Source organism: Streptomyces sp. NPDC103540, from assembly GCF_055584445.1.
This window is the reverse complement of sequence record NZ_JBVJMA010000001.1, coordinates 275,618-291,532: the sequence shown is the minus strand read 5'-3', so window position 1 is coordinate 291,532 and position 15,915 is coordinate 275,618. Positions and strand designations below refer to the sequence as shown.

The following is a 15,915-nucleotide window of genomic DNA, read 5'->3' as shown; positions in this document are numbered from 1 at the left end:
GCCCCGGCGGGAGGTGCGGCGGTGGCCGAGGCCGCACGCACGGTAGCCTTCACGCGGCGGCCGGAGGCCGCCCGCACACTTGTCGAATTCCCCCCGGAGGAGCGACCGCGATGGCGGAACACACCAGCTCGAGCATCACGATCGAGGCCGCGCCGGCCGAGGTCATGGCCGTGATCGCCGACTTCGCCCGCTACCCCGAGTGGACCGGCGAGGTGAAGGAGGCCGAGGTGCTCTCCACCGACGCCGCGGGCCGCGCCGAGAAGGTGCGCCTGCTCCTGGACGCCGGCGCGATCAAGGACGACCACACCCTCGCCTACAGCTGGAAGGGCACGGACGAGGTCAGCTGGACGCTGGACAAGTCCCAGATGCTGCGCCAGCTCGACGGCTCCTACCGGCTGGCCCCGCTGGACGGCGGCCGCACCCAGGTCACCTACCAGCTGACCGTGGACGTCAAGATCCCGATGCTGGGCATGATCAAGCGCAAGGCCGAGAAGGTCATCATCGACCGCGCGCTGGCGGGCCTGAAGAAGCGCGTCGAATCCGCCTGAGCCCACCGCCTCCGCCGACCCCGGCCGCCCTCCCGGATCCCGCCCGATCCGGTCGCGTCCGGGGTCCGGTCGTCTCCGGGGGCGAATCCTGTGGCGTCCGTGCGCGTCCGGGGCCGTGTGAGCGGCCGTGCGCGCCCCGGGCCGGGAGGCCGGGTCGACGGCCCGGGACCGGCCGGGAACCCGCGTCCGCGCGCGCCCGGGCCGGGGAGGTCCGGAGCCCGTCCGGGACCCGACCGGTGTCGCGTCCGCGCGCACCGGGGCCGGCCCCCCGACCGGCGGCGCGTCGGCCCGGGACAGAATGGGGTCCGGCCGGATCCCGGCCGACCCCGCGGGGAGCCTCCGCCGAGCCCTCCCGGCCGGCGGACGCGGTCGGCGGGGCCGCGCCGAGGAGGAAGCGCCACCGCATGCCGCAGACCCTGCTGATCACCGGCCCCGGAGGGGCGGGACGGACCACCGTCGCCGCCGCCACCGCCCTCGCGGCGGCCCGCGCGGGGCGCCGGGTGCTGCTGCTGTCCGCCGATGAGCTCCCGGAGCTCGCCCCCACCCCGGGCCTGCGCCTGGCGCGCGTCGACTCCGGCGCGGAGTTCCGCGCCGAACTCGCCGCCCTCCAGGAACGCGGATCCGCCCTCCTCGCCCTGCTCGGTGGACAGCCCCTCGGCGCCGAGGAGCTGACCGAACTGCCCGGAGCCGAGGAGTTCTCCCTGCTCCGCGCCCTGCGCCGGGCCGCCGCCGCCCCCGACACCGACCTCGTGGTCGTGGACGCGCCCCCGCTGCACCGGGCGCTGACCACCCTCGCCCTCCCCGCGCAGCTGCGCCGCCACCTGGCCCGGCTGCTGCCCGCCGAACGGCAGGCGGCCCGCGCCCTGAGACCCGTACTCGCCCAACTCGCCGGGGTCCCGATGCCCGCGCAGTGGCTCTACGAGACCGCCGCCCGCTGGGACGAGGAACTGGCGGCCGTCCAGGCCGTCGTCGAGGCCGACACCACCCGCGTGCGGATCGTCGTCGAACCGGGGCCCGCCGCCGAGCGGTCCCTGCGCCTCGGCCGGCTCGGGTTCGCCCTGTACGGGCTCGGCGTCGAGGACCTCGTCGCCAACCGCCTCGCCCCCGCCGACTCCACCGACCCCTGGGCGGCCGGCATCGCCGCCGAGCAGGACGCCACCCTCGCCCGGTGGGCCCGGACCGCGGGCGACGCCCTGCCCGTGACCCGGCTGCCGCACCTGGGCCGCGCCCCCCGCGGCCACGGGGACGTCGCCGCCCTCGCCGAGGCCGGCGGCCTCCTCCCGAGCCCCGCCGCGCCCCGCCCGCACTGGGCGGTCGAGGACCGGCTCGCCGAGGACGGGGTCCTGGTCTGGGCGATCCCGCTGCCCGGCGCCCGCAAGAGCGAGCTGGACCTCGTACGACGCGGCGACGAGCTCCTGCTCACGGTCGGCCCGTACCGCAGGACCGTCTCCCTGCCCTCCGCGCTGCGGCGCTGCGCCGTCTCCGGCGCCGCCCTCGCCGACGACGCGCTGCGCGTACGCTTCACCCCCGACCCCGGGCTCTGGCCCCAGGCCCGCTGAAGCCCGTACCGCCGTTCGGGTAAGGTCGAAATACGGCCTTACCGAACGCCCGCAAGGAGAATCCGCGATGAGCGAGGCCACCGACCGCCCCACCGGCCCCGCGGCCGACGAAGACGCCTGGGCGCGGGCCTGCGCCGAGGACCTCGACGCCGAGAAGGCACGCCGCCGGGCCGGACGGCAGGACACGGGAGCCGGCACGGGCACCGCCGCCGAGGAGCTGTTCAAGCTCTTCGAGGCCGTCGCCGACAAGGTCTCCTCCCTGGACAACCCGCTCCTGGGAGCCACCGCCCAGGACACGGTGCGCCAGTTCGTCAACCAGGCGAAGCACGCCGCCCGGCCGGTCGTCGAGCGCAACCCGGAGGTCTTCGGCCACCTCGCGGCCGCCGGCTCCGAGTTGCTGGCCGCCTACCGCTCCGCAGTCGAGGGCCACGAACGCCGCTGGACCCGGGAGCGACCCCCCGCGCCCCGCGCCCCGGGGCCCGGCGCCGACCGGCGCGGCGACGGCCCGGACGACGAGGGGCCGGGCGCGGGCGAGCGGATCGATCTCGACTGATCCTCCGTCCGCCTCGGGTACGGTGGGCCGTGGCGGGGCTTGACCGGAAACCGAGGGACTAATGGGACTCACCATCGGCGTCGACATCGGCGGCACGAAGATCGCGGCCGGCGTGGTCGACGAAGAGGGCACCATCCTTGAGACGTACAAGGTGCCCACCCCGCCGACCGCGGACGGCGTGACGGAGGCGATCTGCGCCGCCGTCTCCGAGGTCAGCAGCAACCACACCATCGACGCCGTCGGCATCGGCGCCGCCGGCTACGTGGACGACAAGCGCGCGACGGTGCTCTTCGCACCGAACATCAACTGGCGGCACGAGCCGCTCAAGGACAAGGTCGAGCAGCGCATCGGCCTGCCCGTCGTCGTCGAGAACGACGCGAACTGCGCGGCCTGGGGCGAGTACCGCTTCGGCGCGGGCCAGGGCCACGAGGACGTCATCTGCATCACCCTCGGCACCGGCCTCGGCGGCGGCATCATCATCGGCAACAAGCTCCGCCGCGGCCGCTTCGGCGTGGCCGCCGAGTTCGGCCACATCCGGGTCGTCCCCGACGGCCTCCTGTGCGGCTGTGGCAGCCAGGGCTGCTGGGAGCAGTACGCCTCCGGCCGCGCCCTCGTCCGCTACGCGAAGCAGCGCGCGAACGCCACCCCCGAGCACGCGACGGTCCTCCTCGGCCTCGGCGACGGCACCCCCGAGGGCATCGAGGGCCGCCACATCAGCCAGGCCGCGCGGGCCGGCGACCCGGTGGCCGTCGACTCCTTCCGGGAGCTGGCCCGCTGGGCCGGAGCCGGCCTCGCCGACCTGGCCTCCCTCTTCGACCCGTCCGCGTTCATCGTCGGCGGCGGCGTCTCCGACGAGGGCGACCTGGTCCTGGACCCGATCCGCAAGTCCTTCAAGCGCTGGCTGATCGGCGGCGCCTGGCGCCCGCACGCGCAGGTGCTGGCGGCGCGGCTCGGCGGAGAGGCCGGGCTCGTCGGCGCGGCCGACCTGGCCCGCCAGGGCTGATCCCCTTCCCCGCCCGCGTCCGCCCGTCGCGCCCCCTGGGGGCGCGACGGGCGGACGCATAGGTTGCGGGGCATGCGCATACTGCCGAACTCCCGCACGGAGCCGGACGGTTCAGCCGTGATCCGGGTCCTCAGCTACAACATCCGCTCGCTGCGCGACGACGAGGAGGCGCTGGCCCGGGTGATCCGCGCGTGCGCCCCCGACCTGGTCCTCGTCCAGGAGGCGCCGCGCTTCTTCCGCTGGCGCAAGCACGCCGCCCGGCTGGCGGCCAAGACGGACCTGGTGGTGCTGGGCGGGGGAGCGACGGCGGCCGGGCCGCTGCTGCTGTGCTCGCTACGGGCCTTCGTGGAGCGCGCCGAGGACGTCCTGCTGCCGCTGCGGCCCGGGCTGCACCGGCGCGGCTTCGCGACGGCCGTCGTCCGCTTCGGGGCGGCGCGGGTCGGGGTGGTCAGCGCCCACCTGTCGCTGGACCGGGCGGAACGGATCGCGCACGCCGGGCTGCTGCTGGAGCGGATCGCCGCGCTGGACGTGCCGTACGCCGTCGCGGCGGCCGACGTGAACGAGACTCCCGGGGGAGCGGCGTTCGGGCTGCTCTCCTCGACCCTGCGGGACTGCTGGACGGTCGCCCCCTGGGGCGGCGCGGACACCTTCCCGGCGCGGGCGCCGGACCGGCGCATCGACGCCGTCTTCGCCTCGGCGGGGGTGGAGGTCCTGGCCTGCGGCGTCCCCGCGGGGCTCGCGGGCGTCGACCCGGCGGACCTGCGCGCCGCCACCGACCACCTCCCGGTGCTGGCCACCCTCCGCCTCCCCGCCGCCTGACGCACCCCGGCGCGGCCCCGGCGCGGCCCCGGCGGGCCCGAGCCCGGCCCGGCGCGCGCCGGGCTCGGGCCAGGCTCGGGCCAGGCTCGGGCCGGGGCGACGGCCTAGACGACCGCGCCGCGGCCCGGGTCGTCGTCCTCGTCGTCGTCGCCGTGGTCCATGCGCGCCACCAGGGTGGCGAAGCCGCCCAGGAAGCCGCCGATGCCCAGGGTGGTCAGCCACCAGGTCATGTCCCACTGCAACAGCACCGCCAGCAACAGCAGCACCGGTCCGCCGACCACCGCGAGCCACGCGAACTTCGCCGTCGTGTCGGCGGGCGGCAGCTCCGGCTCCGGCGGGACGAAGTGGCCCTCGTCCGACGCGGTCAGGTCGTCGTCCTTAGGCTCCGCCAGGGAGTGGTCGCGCGGGCCCGCCACGGGCCCGTCCGCGCCCACGCCCGGGGCGAACACCACCGAGCTGCCCAGGGCGGGCGCGGCCGGAGCCGCCGGCGCGGCCGGTGTCGCGGGAGCCTCGGGGGCCTCCGGCGGCTCCGGCTTCACGTCCTCCTCGGGCAGCATCAGGTTCTCGATCGGCCGGAACGGTCTGGCCCCCGGCGGGTCCGGCGGCTCCTGTCCGTACCCGGCGACGATCGCGGCCCACGCCGCCTCCTCGTCCAGCGGGGGTACGCCCCCGGACGGCTCCTCGTGCTCAGCCACCGCTGGCCGCCCCCTCCCTGCCGACGCTCTGTGCGAGCCGCCCGACGAACGCATAACTGTCCGCGAAGATCCGCTCCGCGTCATGGTCCAACGTCGCGACGTGGTAGCTCTGTTCCAGCAGGGTCTCGGTGACGTCCGTCGAGGACACCCGGGCCAGGATCCGCGCCGAGTCGGCCGGCGGGACGACGTGGTCCTGCGGGCTGTGCAGCAGCAGCACCGGCTGCGTCACCTGCGGCAGCTCGGTGTCCACCAGGCGCAGGAAGGCGCGCAGGGAGTGCGCGGCCCGCGTCGGGACCCGGTCGTAGCCGACCTCGGCCGACCCCGGCTTCGCGATGTCGCTGGCGATGCCCGGCGTCGACCGGATGAAGTGCTTGGCCACCGGAAGGGTCACGGCCAGGGGGTCGTGCACCTTGTTGGCGGGATTGACGAGCACGATGCCGCTGATCGCGTCCCCGTGCCGGGCGGCCAGCCGCAGCGTCAGCGCGCCGCCCATCGACAGCCCGAAGACGAACACCCGCTCGCACCGGTCCAGCAGCTCGCGCAGCGCGCGGTCGACCTCCGCGTACCAGTCCTGCCAGCCGGTGAGCTGCATGTCCTCCCAGCGGGTCCCGTGTCCGGGCAGCAGCGGCAGGGACACCGTCAGACCCCGCTCGGCGAGGTACTCGGCCCACGGGCGCAGGGACTGCGGGGAGCCGGTGAAGCCGTGGCAGAGGAGGACGCCGACCTCTCCGCCCTCGTGGCGGAACGGCTCGGCTCCAGGGAGGACGGGCACCAGGGTCTCCTTAACGGGGGCGGGGGGTGGGGGGTGCGTTGCTCTGTGTGACTTCACCGTACGCGACCGGGGTGGTACCGACCAGGGCCGTCGGGCCGCTCCCGGTGGAGCCAGGGGATAAGGTCTGTTCGACAGACACAGGAAGGCTTTCGAGTTGATCTACGGCGCAATGAAGTTCTCCATCGGCGGTTCCCTGAAGCTCGCCTTCAGGCCGTGGGTGGAGGGCCTCGAGAACATTCCCGCCGAGGGGCCGGCGATCCTCGCGAGCAACCACCTGTCCTTCTCCGACTCCTTCTTCCTGCCGGCGGTCCTGGACCGGAAGGTGACCTTCATCGCGAAGGCCGAGTACTTCACCTCCCCCGGGGTCAAGGGCAAGCTGACGGCGGCCTTCTTCAAGGGCGTCGGCCAGCTCCCGGTGGACCGCTCCGGCGCGCGCGGCGCGGGCGAGGCCGCCATCAAGAGCGGCATCGAGGTCATCGAGCGCGGGGAGCTCTTCGGTATCTACCCCGAGGGGACCCGTTCACCCGACGGCCGGCTCTACCGGGGCAAGCCCGGCGGGCTGGCCCGCGTGGCGCTCGCCACGGGAGCCCCGGTGATCCCGGTGGCGATGATCGACACCGAGAAGATCCAGCCGCCCGGCAAGGTGGTCCCGAAGCTGATGCGGCCGGGCATCCGGATCGGCAAGCCGCTGGACTTCAGCCGCTACCAGGGCATGGACGGGGACCGCTTCATCCTCCGCTCGGTGACCGACGAGGTCATGTACGAGATCATGAAGCTCTCCGGCCAGGAGTACGTGGACATCTACGCCACGGCCGCCAAGCGCCAGATCGCCGACGCCGAGAAGGCGGAGAAGGCCGAGAAGACGGAGAAGGCCAAGGCCGAGAAGGCCGAGCAGGGCGAGAAGAACGAGTAGGACGGCGCGGCGGCCCTGACCGCCCGCGCGGGGGGCGGTGGAGATGGCGAAGCGCGAGCGCGTCGTACGCATGTCGGTCGAGCAGCCGTTGTGGCGGGCCCTGACGGCCTACCGCCTGCTGACCATGGTCTACGCGGTGCTGCTCTTCGCCGTCGCGTACCGGCGCTTCGAGCGGCCCTGGATCGCCGCCGGCTACCTGGCGGTGCTCGCCGTGTGGACGCTCGCCACCCACTCCCGGGTGGCGAACGCCGCCCGCTGCACCAAGGGGTTCCTCGGCGCGGACCTCACCGTCGCGATCGTCGGCATCCTGCTGACCCCGCTCACCGACAACCACGAGCGGATCGCCGCCGGCGGGCCCACCCTCCCCACCATCTGGACGGCGGGCGCGGTCCTCGCCTTCGCCCTCAAGGGCGGCTGGCGGTGGGCCGGCTTCGCCTCGACGTTCGTGGCCGCCGCCAACATCCTCGTCCACGGCGGCGACCCCACCAGCGACACCCTGCACAACGTCCTGCTGGTCTGGGTCGCCTCCATCGCGATCGGCTACGTCGTCGAGGTCGCCCGGGCCAGTGAGGCCACCCTGGCCCGCGCCCTGGAGATCGAGGCCGCCACCCGCGAGCGCGAGCGCCTCGCCCGGGACATCCACGACGGGGTCCTCCAGGTCCTCGCCATGGTCCAGCGCCGCGGCACCGAACTGGGCGGCGAGGCCGCCGAACTCGGCCGGATGGCCGGGGAACAGGAGGTCGCGCTGCGCACCCTGGTCTCCAGCGGGCTGGTGCACCCCTCGCGGGTCCAGCGCGACGAGTCGCTCGGCGCGCTGGTGGACACCTACGAGGTGGAGGAACCCGGCGGCGACGACGGCGAGCTGGACCTGCGTTCCCTGCTCGCCCCGCACGCCGGTTCGCGGGTGAGCTTCGCTGAGCCGGGCACCCCCGTACCGCTGCCGGTGCCCGCCGCGCGGGAGCTCGCGGCGGCCGTCGGGGCGGCCCTGGACAACGTGCGCAGGCACGCCGGGGAAGAGGCCCGCGCCTGGATCCTGGTCGAGGACTGGGGCGACGAGGTGATCGTGACCGTGCGCGACGACGGTCCGGGCATCCCGGCCGGGCGGCTGGACCAGGCGGAGGGCGAGGGGCGCATGGGCGTGGCCCTGTCGATCCGCGGCCGGCTGCGCGACCTCGGCGGCACCGCCGAGCTGGTGTCCGTCCCCGGGCAGGGCACCGAAGTGGAACTGAAAGTACCGAGGGGGAGGACCCAGTGAGCGAGCCGCACGAGATCAAGGTGATGGTCGTCGACGACCATCCGATGTGGCGGGACGCGGTGGCCCGGGACCTGGCCGCCGCCGGGTTCGACGTGGTGGCCACGGCCGGCGACGGCCCGGAGGCGGTCCGCCGCGCCCGTGCCGCCGGCCCCGCGGTGCTGGTCCTCGACCTGAACCTGCCCGGCATGCCCGGCGTGCAGGTCTGCAAGGAGCTGGTCGGCGCCGATCCGACGCTGCGCGTGCTCGTCCTGTCGGCCAGCGGCGAGCACGCCGACGTCCTGGAGGCGGTGAAGTCCGGGGCCACCGGCTACCTGCTGAAGTCGGCCGGCGCCCAGGAGCTGATCGACGCGGTCCGCCGCACCGCCGCCGGCGACCCGGTGTTCACCCCGGGCCTGGCCGGTCTGGTCCTCGGCGAGTACCGCCGGCTGGCCACCGAGCCGACGCCCGCCACCCCCGACGAGCCGAAGGCCCCCCAACTGACCGACCGTGAGACCGAGGTGCTGCGGCTGGTGGCCAAGGGGCTCTCGTACAAGCAGATCGCGGAGCGTCTGGTCATCTCGCACCGGACGGTGCAGAACCACGTGCAGAACACCCTCGGCAAGCTCCAGCTGCACAACCGGGTGGAGCTGGTCCGGTACGCCATAGAGCGCGGACTCGACGACGCCTAGCCGCGTACGACCGGCTCCCCCGATGGAGTAGCCGGTCGTACTTACGTCTTCGTACGAGTGAACGCGGGGACGCAACGCCCCGCGATTCCACCGGAATTGACTCATCCAGGCCCCTTGTTGTGACCTGGGTCACCACTAGCGTGACCGTCATGGCGAAGGGAGATTCCATGAAGGTCGGAGTGCTCACGGGCGGCGGAGACTGCCCCGGGCTCAACGCGGTGATCAGGGGCGTCGTCCGCAAGGGCGTCCAGGAGTACGGATACGGGTTCGTCGGCTTCAAGGACGGCTGGCGGGGGCCGGTCGAAGGGGACACCGTCCCCCTCGACATCCCCACCGTCCGCGGGATCCTGCCCCGCGGCGGCACCATCCTCGGCTCCTCGCGCACCAACCCCTTCAAGACCGAGCACGGGGTCCGCGAGATCAAGGAGAACCTCGCCAAGTACGAGGTCGACGCGCTCATCGCGATCGGCGGCGAGGACACCCTGGGCGTGGCCGCCCGCCTCTACGAGGAGTACGGCATCCCCTGCGTGGGCGTGCCGAAGACCATCGACAACGACCTGTCGGGCACCGACTACACCTTCGGGTTCGACACGGCCGTCGGCATCGCGACCGAGGCCATCGACCGGCTGCACACCACCGCCGAATCGCACATGCGGGTCCTGGTCGTCGAGGTGATGGGGCGGCACGCGGGCTGGATCGCCCTGCACTCCGGGCTCGCCGGCGGCGCCAACGTCATCCTCATCCCCGAGCAGCGCTTCGACATCGACAAGGTCTGCGCCTGGGTGACCTCCCGGTTCAAGGCGAGCTACGCGCCGATCGTGGTGGTCGCCGAGGGGGCGATGCCGACCGACGGCGAGATGGTGCTCAAGGACGCGACGAAGGACTCCTTCGGACACGTGCGCCTCTCCGGCGTGGGCGAGTGGCTCGCCAAGGAGATCGAGGGGCGCACCGGCAAGGAGGCCCGCACCACGGTCCTCGGCCACGTCCAGCGCGGCGGCACCCCGAGCGCCTACGACCGCTGGCTGGCCACCCGCTTCGGGCTGCACGCGATCGACGCGGTGCGCGACGGCGACTTCGGCAAGATGGTCGCGCTCAAGGGGACGGACATCGTCCGGGTCCCGATCGTGGAGGCCACCGCGAAGCTCAAGACGGTGGACCCGGCGCTGTACGCGGAGGCCGGCGTCTTCTTCGGCTGAGCCGAGCGGGCCACTCGGGCCCACACGCGCCCCTGCCGGACGGCGTACGCGCGCCACGGGTCGTATCGTGACGAACGACCCGTGGCGCCCCGGACCATCCCGGATCGAGCGGGTCCGTACCGGGTTCGCACGGATCCACCCGGTTCGAGCGGCTCGACGTACGGGAGCAAGCGTGGAGATCCTGGCCTTCGGAGTGACCGCCGACGAGAAGCCGCTCCTGGAGCGGGCCTTCGAGGGGCTGCACGAGATCCGCTGCCTGGAGGTGTTCCTCAGCGAGGACACCGCCCCCATCGCCGCCGGCTACGAGGTCGTCTCCTCCAGCGTGAACGCCGACCTGAGCGCCCGGGTCCTCAACACCCTCGCCGCCGGCGGGACGAAGATGATCGCCCAGCGCTCCACCGGCTTCAACAACATCGACCTCGACGTGGCCCACCGCCTCGGCATGACCGTCGGCCGCGTCTCCCACTACTCGCCCCACTCGGTGGCCGAGTTCGCCTGGACGCTCGCCCTGGCCGTCAACCGCAAGATCGCCCGCGCCTCCAACCGCACCCGCGACTTCGACTTCCGGCTCAACGGGCTGATGGGCCGCGACTTCCACGGCCGCACGGCGGGCGTCCTCGGCACCGGGAAGATCGGCGCGGCCTTCGCCCGCATCGCCCACGGCTTCGGGATGGACCTGCTCGGCTGGGACCTCGACCCGAACCCGGCCTGCCTGGAACTGGGCATGGAGTACGTGGACAAGCAGGAGCTGTTCGCGCGGTCCGACCTGATCAGCCTGCACGTGCCGCTGCTGGAGTCCACCCGGCACATCGTCGACGGGGCCGCCCTGAGGTCGATGCGCGACGACGCGATCCTCGTCAACTCCAGCCGGGGCGGACTCGTCGACACCGAGGCCCTGGTCACGGAGCTGCGGGCGGGCCGCTTCACCGGTGTCGGACTCGACGTGTACGAGGCCGAGGCCGGGGTCTTCTTCCTCGACAAGTCCCTGGAGGCGGTCGAGGACGACACCCTGGCCCGGCTGGTCACCTTCCCGCACGTGCTGGTGACCAGCCACCAGGCCTACTACACGGCCGACGCCGTCGGCCAGATCATCGAGGCCACCGTCCGCAACGTGACCGACTACCTCGCCGGCCGCCGCTCCGAGAACACCCTCGTACCCTCCTGACGGCGGCCCCGCCGGGCGGGGCCGCCGTCAGGCGCCGCACCCCCCTCACGCCGGGGCCATGACCCCGCTCAGCAGGTCCCGCACCAGCTCCACCCCGCGCAGGGTCAGCACCGACTCCGGGTGGAACTGCACCCCGGCGACGTTCGCGGGGCCCGAGCGCAGGGCGTGCACCTCCCCGTTGGCCGGGTCCCGGGCCACCTCCACGCCCTCCCCGGCCAGCCGCAGCGCCAGCTCGTCCGAGCACCGCGCCGTGTAGGTGTTGTAGAACCCGACCACCTCCTCGGCCCCGAACAGGTCGATCCGGGTCTGCGCCCCCTGCGCCGGCTCCGCCTTGCGCACCAGCGGCAGCCCCAGCTCCGCCGCGAGCAGCTCGTGGCCCAGGCAGACGCCGAGGATCCCGCCCCGGTGCGAGGCCAGCAGCTCCCCGGCCAGCGCGCGCAGCATCCGCATCTTCGGGTCGTCCTCCTGAGCCGGGTTGCCCGGCCCCGGGCCCAGCACGATGGGACCGTCCCAGGCCAGGGCCGTCGCCCGCAGCCCGGGATCGTCGTAGCGCAGGACGGTCACGTCCAGCCCCGTCACCCGCAGGACGTGGGCCAGCATCGCGGTGAAGGTGTCCTCCCCGTCCACCACCAGGGCGTGCCCCGTGATCCGCTCGGGCCGCTCCTGCATCCGCAGCCAGAACGGGGCCAGGTCCGCGCGCCGGGCGTCCAGCGCCGCCTGTACCCGCGGGTCGTCGGTCAGCCGCGCCCCCTCGAAGGCCGGCCGGGGCGCGGCCTCCCGCACCCCGAGGGCGGCCAGCACCCCGGCGGCCTTGGCGTGGGTCTCGGCGACCTCGCCCCGCGGGTCGGAGTGGCGCACCAGGGTGGCGCCGACGGCCACGCGCAGGGCCCCGTCGGGGGCGATATCGGCGGTGCGGATCAGGATCGGGGAGTCCAGGGTCTGCGCCCCGGTGGAGTCCAGGCCCAGCAGGGCCAGCGCGCCCGCGTAGTAGCCGCGGCCGCCGCTCTCGTAGCGCTCGATCACCCGGCAGGCGTTCTGGACGGGGGAGCCCGTCACCGTCGCCGCGAACATGGTCTCCCGCAGCACCTCGCGGGCGTCCAGCGAGGAACGGCCGCGCAGCTCGTACTCGGTGTGCGCGAGGTGGGACATCTCCTTCAGGCGGGGTCCGACGACCACCCCGCCCATGTCCCCGACCGTGCACATCATCTTGAGTTCCTCGTCGACCACCATCGACAGCTCCTCGGTCTCCTTGCGGTCGCCGAGGAAGGTCAGGAGCGAGTCGGCCGTGGGGCCTTCGGAGGGGTAGCGGTACGTGCCGCTGATCGGGTTCATCACGACGGTCCCGCCCGACATGCGCACGTGCACCTCCGGACTGGCCCCGACCAGGGTCCGGTCGCCGGTGTGGACGACGTACGTCCAGTACGCGCCCCGCTCGCCCAGCAGCAGGCGCCGGAACAGGGCCAGGGCGTCGGCCCGCCCGAAGCCGTCGATCCGGCCCTCGTAGGTGCGCCGGATCACGAAGTTCGCCCCCTCGCCCCGGCCGATCTCCTCGCGGATCACCCGCTCGACGGTGGTCGCGTACTCCTCGTCCGAGACGTCGAAGCCGCCGCCCTCCACACGGACCCCGTGGTCGGGCAGGGCGGCCAGGGCCTCGTCCAGCGGCAGCTCCCAGGCCTCCTCGGCGGCCAGCACGCTCAGCGGGGTGCCGTCGTCGCGGACGTCGAAGCCGCGCTCGCGGATCTGGCGGAACGGAACCAGCGCGAGGGTGGGGAGCTCCCCGACGGGCAGGTCCGCGAGCCGCTCGGCCTCGTGGACCGGGCCGAGGAGCACCTCGACCGTGTCGTGGTCGCGGCCCGGGGTGCGCCGCCGCAGCAGGGCGAAGGGCGGGCAGGAGTCGTCGAGCAGTCGGCCGAGGTCGTGCTGTCGGGCGGTGGCTTCCTGGGTCATGGTGGGGACGGTCCTTCCGGTCGGCCGGTGGGTCCGGCTCGGTGTCGGCGGGAGGGGCGCCCCGGTGCCCGTGTCCTGGAAACACGGAAGGCCGCCCCTCGGGGCGGCCTTCGCGTCGCTCGTGTCAGTGGGTACGCACGAGGTGTGGGCCGCCGGGAGCGGACCACCACCAGTTCTTGGCGAAGTGTGCGTACATGCGAGGCACCCTAACCCAAGCGGACGCGATCCCGCTGCATCCGTTCTATACGGCCGTGTGAACCATGGATTCCGTTCCATTCGGGGCGCCCCGCCTTCGAGCCACGCCGTCTCACCAGGTGGGCGCGGGGCCGGACGGCGCGTGAGACGCCGTAATGTGTACGAGGTGACCGTGAACGCTGAAACCCAAGCCCCCGCCCACCAGGCGACCTGGCGAGACCTTCCCGCGGCGCAGCAGCCTTCGTACCCCGATGCCGAGGCACTGCGCGCTGTCGTCGCGGACCTCGAGTCGTATCCTCCCCTCGTTTTCGCGGGTGAGTGCGATCAGCTGCGCGCCCGTCTGGGAGCCGTCGCCAAGGGCGAGGCGTTCCTGCTCCAGGGCGGCGACTGCGCCGAGGCCTTCGACGCCGTGTCCGCCGACCACATCCGCGCCAAGCTGAAGACGCTGCTCCAGATGAGCGCCGTCCTGACGTACGCGGCCTCCGTGCCCGTCGTCAAGGTCGGGCGCATCGCCGGCCAGTACTCGAAGCCGCGCTCCAAGGACACCGAGACGCGTGACGGCGTCACCCTGCCGACCTACCGCGGCGACTCCGTCAACGGCTTCGCCTTCACCGAAGAGGCCCGGATCCCGGACCCCGAGCGCCTGAAGCGGATGTACAACGCCTCCGCCTCCACGCTCAACCTGGTCCGCGCCTTCACCACCGGTGGTTACGCCGACCTGCGCCAGGTGCACGCCTGGAACCAGGACTTCGTGAAGTCCTCCCCCTCCGGGCAGCGCTACGAGCAGCTCGCGCGGGAGATCGACAACGCCCTGAACTTCATGAAGGCCTGTGGTACCGACCCGGCCGAGTTCAAGGCCGTGGAGTTCTACGCCTCCCACGAGGCCCTGCTCCTGGACTACGAGGGCGCGCTGACCCGTACGGACTCCCGTACCGGCAAGCTCTACGACACCTCCGGCCACATGGTCTGGATCGGCGAGCGCACCCGCCAGCTGGACCACGCGCACATCGCGTTCTGCTCGCAGATCGCCAACCCGATCGGCATCAAGCTCGGCCCGACCACCACCGTGGACGAGGCGCTGACCTACATCGACCGCCTGGACCCCGAGCGCGAGCCGGGCCGGCTGACCTTCGTCGTCCGCATGGGCGCCGACAAGGTCCGCGACAAGCTCCCCGAGCTGGTCGAGAAGGTCACCGCGTCCGGTGCCACCGTCGCCTGGGTCACCGACCCGATGCACGGCAACACCTTCGAGGCGGCCTCCGGCCACAAGACGCGCCGTTTCGACGACGTGCTCGACGAGGTCAAGGGCTTCTTCGAGGTCCACAAGTCGCTGGGCACCCACCCGGGCGGCATCCACGTCGAGCTCACCGGTGACGACGTCACCGAGTGCGTGGGCGGCGGCGACGAGATCTTCGTCGACGACCTGCACCAGCGCTACGAGACGGCCTGCGACCCGCGCCTCAACCGCAGCCAGTCCCTGGACCTCGCCTTCCTGGTCGCCGAGATGTACCGGGACCAGTAGTCGCGATCAGTAGGTGCCTTCCTACGACGATGGGGCGCGGATCGATGTGATCCGCGCCCCATCGTCGTACCCGGGTCTTTTAGGGGACCCTAAGTTTGGGTACGGTTAGGTAAGCCTCACCGAAATGGGGATGGCTCGCAGGACCGTTCCGCACCAGGGAGGTGAACCGCGTGTACGTCTGCTCTTGCTTCGGGGTCACCGACAAGCAGGTCAAGGAACACGCGGCCGCCGGGGCCTGCACGCCCCGCCAGATCGCCTCGGCCACCAAGGCCGGAACCGACTGCGGCTCCTGCGTACGCACCATCCAGGGCCTCCTGGGCCGCGGGAGCTGCCCGCGCCGGGAGCTGCTGGACCAGGGCAAGGGCGCGGCGGTGCTCGCGACCGACGCCGCGCTCACGCCGGACGTGGCGCGCGTACCCGAGCCGGCACTGGCCGACGCCGCGTAACGTACGCCGCCCCCGGAGCGCCGTCCTCACCGCACCACCGCTCAGCTTTCGGGCTGCTCCAGCAGCTGGGCGATGTAGAGCGGCTCGCCGATGCTCTCGATGAGCTCCAGCTGCGTGTCGAGGTAGTCGATGTGGTGCTCCTCGTCCTCCAGGATGTCCTCGAACAGTCGCGCCGAGGTGACGTCGCCCTTGCCGCGCATGACCTCGATGCCCCGCTTGAGGCGGTCGATGGCCTCCACCTCGACCTGGCGGTCGGCCTGGAACATCTCCGTCAGGGTCTGGCCGACCCGCACGTGGAAGAGGCGCTGGTAGTTCGGCAGGCCGTCCAGCATCAGGATGCGCTCGGTGAGCTTGTCCGCGTGCTTCATCTCGTCGATGGACTCGGCACGGGTGTAGTTGGCGAGCTTCGTCCAACCCTTGTTGTCCTGGATGCGGTAGTGCAGCCAGTACTGGTTGATGGCCGTGAGCTCGCCGGTCAGCTGCTCGTTCAGAAACTCAAGGACCTCGGGGTCGCCCTGCATCGCAGAGGCTCCTTCCAAGCAATGTCAGCTAGTGACTGGGCAGGTGCGCGCATCTTTGCACCGCCGCCGGAGGCCGTCCAGTAAGTGCCTCCTTAGTGGGAGTTACCCTGACTTGCCCGGACGGCCCGCGACCTGGTC

16 protein-coding genes are annotated in these 15,915 nt (G+C 73.0%); 12 read left to right on the top strand and 4 right to left on the bottom strand.

The genetic code is table 11. From position 1 onward, the window contains the following. The first annotated feature begins 110 nt into the window (after positions 1-110). From ACZ6ZI_RS01320 to ACZ6ZI_RS01300, 5 genes are all read left to right on the top strand, one after another. Complete coding sequence (locus ACZ6ZI_RS01320) at positions 111-548, top strand: SRPBCC family protein (RefSeq protein ID WP_469514265.1); 438 nt, start codon at positions 111-113, stop codon at positions 546-548. Positions 549-952: 404 nt separating this feature from the next. Continuing rightward, positions 953-2,107, top strand: coding sequence for an ArsA family ATPase (locus tag ACZ6ZI_RS01315; protein ID WP_469514262.1), 1,155 nt, complete (start codon positions 953-955; stop codon positions 2,105-2,107). A gap of 67 nt (positions 2,108-2,174) precedes the next feature. Further along, on the top strand, positions 2,175-2,660 hold the full coding sequence (locus ACZ6ZI_RS01310; protein ID WP_469514259.1) for a DUF5304 domain-containing protein: 486 nt from the start codon (positions 2,175-2,177) through the stop codon (positions 2,658-2,660). Between the two features lie 61 nt (positions 2,661-2,721). Further along, entirely contained in the window at positions 2,722-3,663 is a 942-nt protein-coding gene (locus ACZ6ZI_RS01305; RefSeq protein ID WP_469514255.1) for an ROK family glucokinase, read from the top strand. 72 nt (positions 3,664-3,735) lie between these two features. Further along, positions 3,736-4,482, top strand: coding sequence for an endonuclease/exonuclease/phosphatase family protein (locus tag ACZ6ZI_RS01300; protein WP_363056858.1), 747 nt, complete (start codon positions 3,736-3,738; stop codon positions 4,480-4,482). 104 nt (positions 4,483-4,586) lie between these two features. Here ACZ6ZI_RS01300 and ACZ6ZI_RS01295 read toward each other — a convergent pair whose 3' ends face one another. Together ACZ6ZI_RS01295 and ACZ6ZI_RS01290 are read right to left on the bottom strand one after the other, a co-directional pair. Continuing rightward, positions 4,587-5,177 (bottom strand): hypothetical protein, encoded by a 591-nt coding sequence (locus ACZ6ZI_RS01295; RefSeq protein ID WP_469514250.1) that lies wholly within the window; start codon positions 5,175-5,177, stop codon positions 4,587-4,589. Continuing rightward, positions 5,170-5,949 carry an alpha/beta hydrolase gene (locus tag ACZ6ZI_RS01290; protein WP_469514247.1) on the bottom strand — a complete coding sequence of 260 codons (780 nt, stop codon included), beginning with the start codon at positions 5,947-5,949 and terminating at the stop codon, positions 5,170-5,172. The genes ACZ6ZI_RS01295 and ACZ6ZI_RS01290 overlap by 8 nt, the downstream gene beginning before the upstream one ends. 169 nt (positions 5,950-6,118) lie before the next feature. Between ACZ6ZI_RS01290 and ACZ6ZI_RS01285 the strand changes: the two genes are divergently transcribed. The 5 genes from ACZ6ZI_RS01285 (at position 6,119) to ACZ6ZI_RS01265 (ending at position 11,146) form a co-directional block, all read left to right on the top strand. Continuing rightward, complete coding sequence (locus tag ACZ6ZI_RS01285; protein ID WP_469515762.1) at positions 6,119-6,862, top strand: lysophospholipid acyltransferase family protein; 744 nt, start codon at positions 6,119-6,121, stop codon at positions 6,860-6,862. Between the two features lie 43 nt (positions 6,863-6,905). Beyond that, positions 6,906-8,117: a MacS family sensor histidine kinase gene (gene macS / locus ACZ6ZI_RS01280; protein ID WP_469514244.1), complete on the top strand. Its 1,212-nt coding sequence runs from the start codon at positions 6,906-6,908 to the stop codon at positions 8,115-8,117. A gap of 23 nt (positions 8,118-8,140) precedes the next feature. Continuing rightward, complete coding sequence (locus ACZ6ZI_RS01275; RefSeq protein ID WP_469515757.1) at positions 8,141-8,785, top strand: response regulator; 645 nt, start codon at positions 8,141-8,143, stop codon at positions 8,783-8,785. Between the two features lie 167 nt (positions 8,786-8,952). Further along, a complete protein-coding gene (locus ACZ6ZI_RS01270; RefSeq protein ID WP_363057038.1) occupies positions 8,953-9,981 on the top strand; it encodes a 6-phosphofructokinase in 1,029 nt (342 codons plus the stop codon). 172 nt (positions 9,982-10,153) lie between these two features. Further along, positions 10,154-11,146, top strand: coding sequence for a 2-hydroxyacid dehydrogenase (locus tag ACZ6ZI_RS01265; protein WP_469514242.1), 993 nt, complete (start codon positions 10,154-10,156; stop codon positions 11,144-11,146). Positions 11,147-11,191: 45 nt separating this feature from the next. On the opposite strand, the gene ACZ6ZI_RS01260 is transcribed toward ACZ6ZI_RS01265, so the two are convergent. Then, complete coding sequence (locus ACZ6ZI_RS01260) at positions 11,192-13,093, bottom strand: anthranilate synthase family protein (protein ID WP_469514239.1); 1,902 nt, start codon at positions 13,091-13,093, stop codon at positions 11,192-11,194. Positions 13,094-13,460: 367 nt separating this feature from the next. Here ACZ6ZI_RS01260 and ACZ6ZI_RS01255 point away from each other — a divergent pair, with 367 nt between their 5' ends. After that, on the top strand, positions 13,461-14,810 hold the full coding sequence (locus ACZ6ZI_RS01255) for a class II 3-deoxy-7-phosphoheptulonate synthase (protein WP_469514237.1): 1,350 nt from the start codon (positions 13,461-13,463) through the stop codon (positions 14,808-14,810). Between the two features lie 161 nt (positions 14,811-14,971). Then, complete coding sequence (locus ACZ6ZI_RS01250) at positions 14,972-15,256, top strand: (2Fe-2S)-binding protein (protein WP_363056848.1); 285 nt, start codon at positions 14,972-14,974, stop codon at positions 15,254-15,256. A gap of 41 nt (positions 15,257-15,297) precedes the next feature. On the opposite strand, the gene bfr is transcribed toward ACZ6ZI_RS01250, so the two are convergent. Continuing rightward, on the bottom strand, positions 15,298-15,777 hold the full coding sequence (bfr, locus tag ACZ6ZI_RS01245) for a bacterioferritin (protein ID WP_363056846.1): 480 nt from the start codon (positions 15,775-15,777) through the stop codon (positions 15,298-15,300). Between the last annotated feature and the right edge of the window lie 138 nt (positions 15,778-15,915).

Excerpts from the sequence above, each read along its gene's own strand:
- bfr (WP_363056846.1), bottom strand. The coding sequence starts at position 15,777 with ATGCAGGGCGACCCCGAGGTCCTTGAGTTTCTGAACGAGCAGCTGACC.
- macS (WP_469514244.1), top strand. The coding sequence starts at position 6,906 with ATGGCGAAGCGCGAGCGCGTCGTACGCATGTCGGTCGAGCAGCCGTTG.
- ACZ6ZI_RS01315 (WP_469514262.1), top strand. The coding sequence starts at position 953 with ATGCCGCAGACCCTGCTGATCACCGGCCCCGGAGGGGCGGGACGGACC.
- ACZ6ZI_RS01310 (WP_469514259.1), top strand. The coding sequence starts at position 2,175 with ATGAGCGAGGCCACCGACCGCCCCACCGGCCCCGCGGCCGACGAAGAC.
- ACZ6ZI_RS01320 (WP_469514265.1), top strand. The coding sequence starts at position 111 with ATGGCGGAACACACCAGCTCGAGCATCACGATCGAGGCCGCGCCGGCC.
- ACZ6ZI_RS01260 (WP_469514239.1), bottom strand. The coding sequence starts at position 13,093 with ATGACCCAGGAAGCCACCGCCCGACAGCACGACCTCGGCCGACTGCTC.
- ACZ6ZI_RS01270 (WP_363057038.1), top strand. The coding sequence starts at position 8,953 with ATGAAGGTCGGAGTGCTCACGGGCGGCGGAGACTGCCCCGGGCTCAAC.
- ACZ6ZI_RS01285 (WP_469515762.1), top strand. The coding sequence starts at position 6,119 with ATGAAGTTCTCCATCGGCGGTTCCCTGAAGCTCGCCTTCAGGCCGTGG.
- ACZ6ZI_RS01305 (WP_469514255.1), top strand. The coding sequence starts at position 2,722 with ATGGGACTCACCATCGGCGTCGACATCGGCGGCACGAAGATCGCGGCC.
- ACZ6ZI_RS01275 (WP_469515757.1), top strand. The coding sequence starts at position 8,141 with ATGGTCGTCGACGACCATCCGATGTGGCGGGACGCGGTGGCCCGGGAC.
- ACZ6ZI_RS01300 (WP_363056858.1), top strand. The coding sequence starts at position 3,736 with ATGCGCATACTGCCGAACTCCCGCACGGAGCCGGACGGTTCAGCCGTG.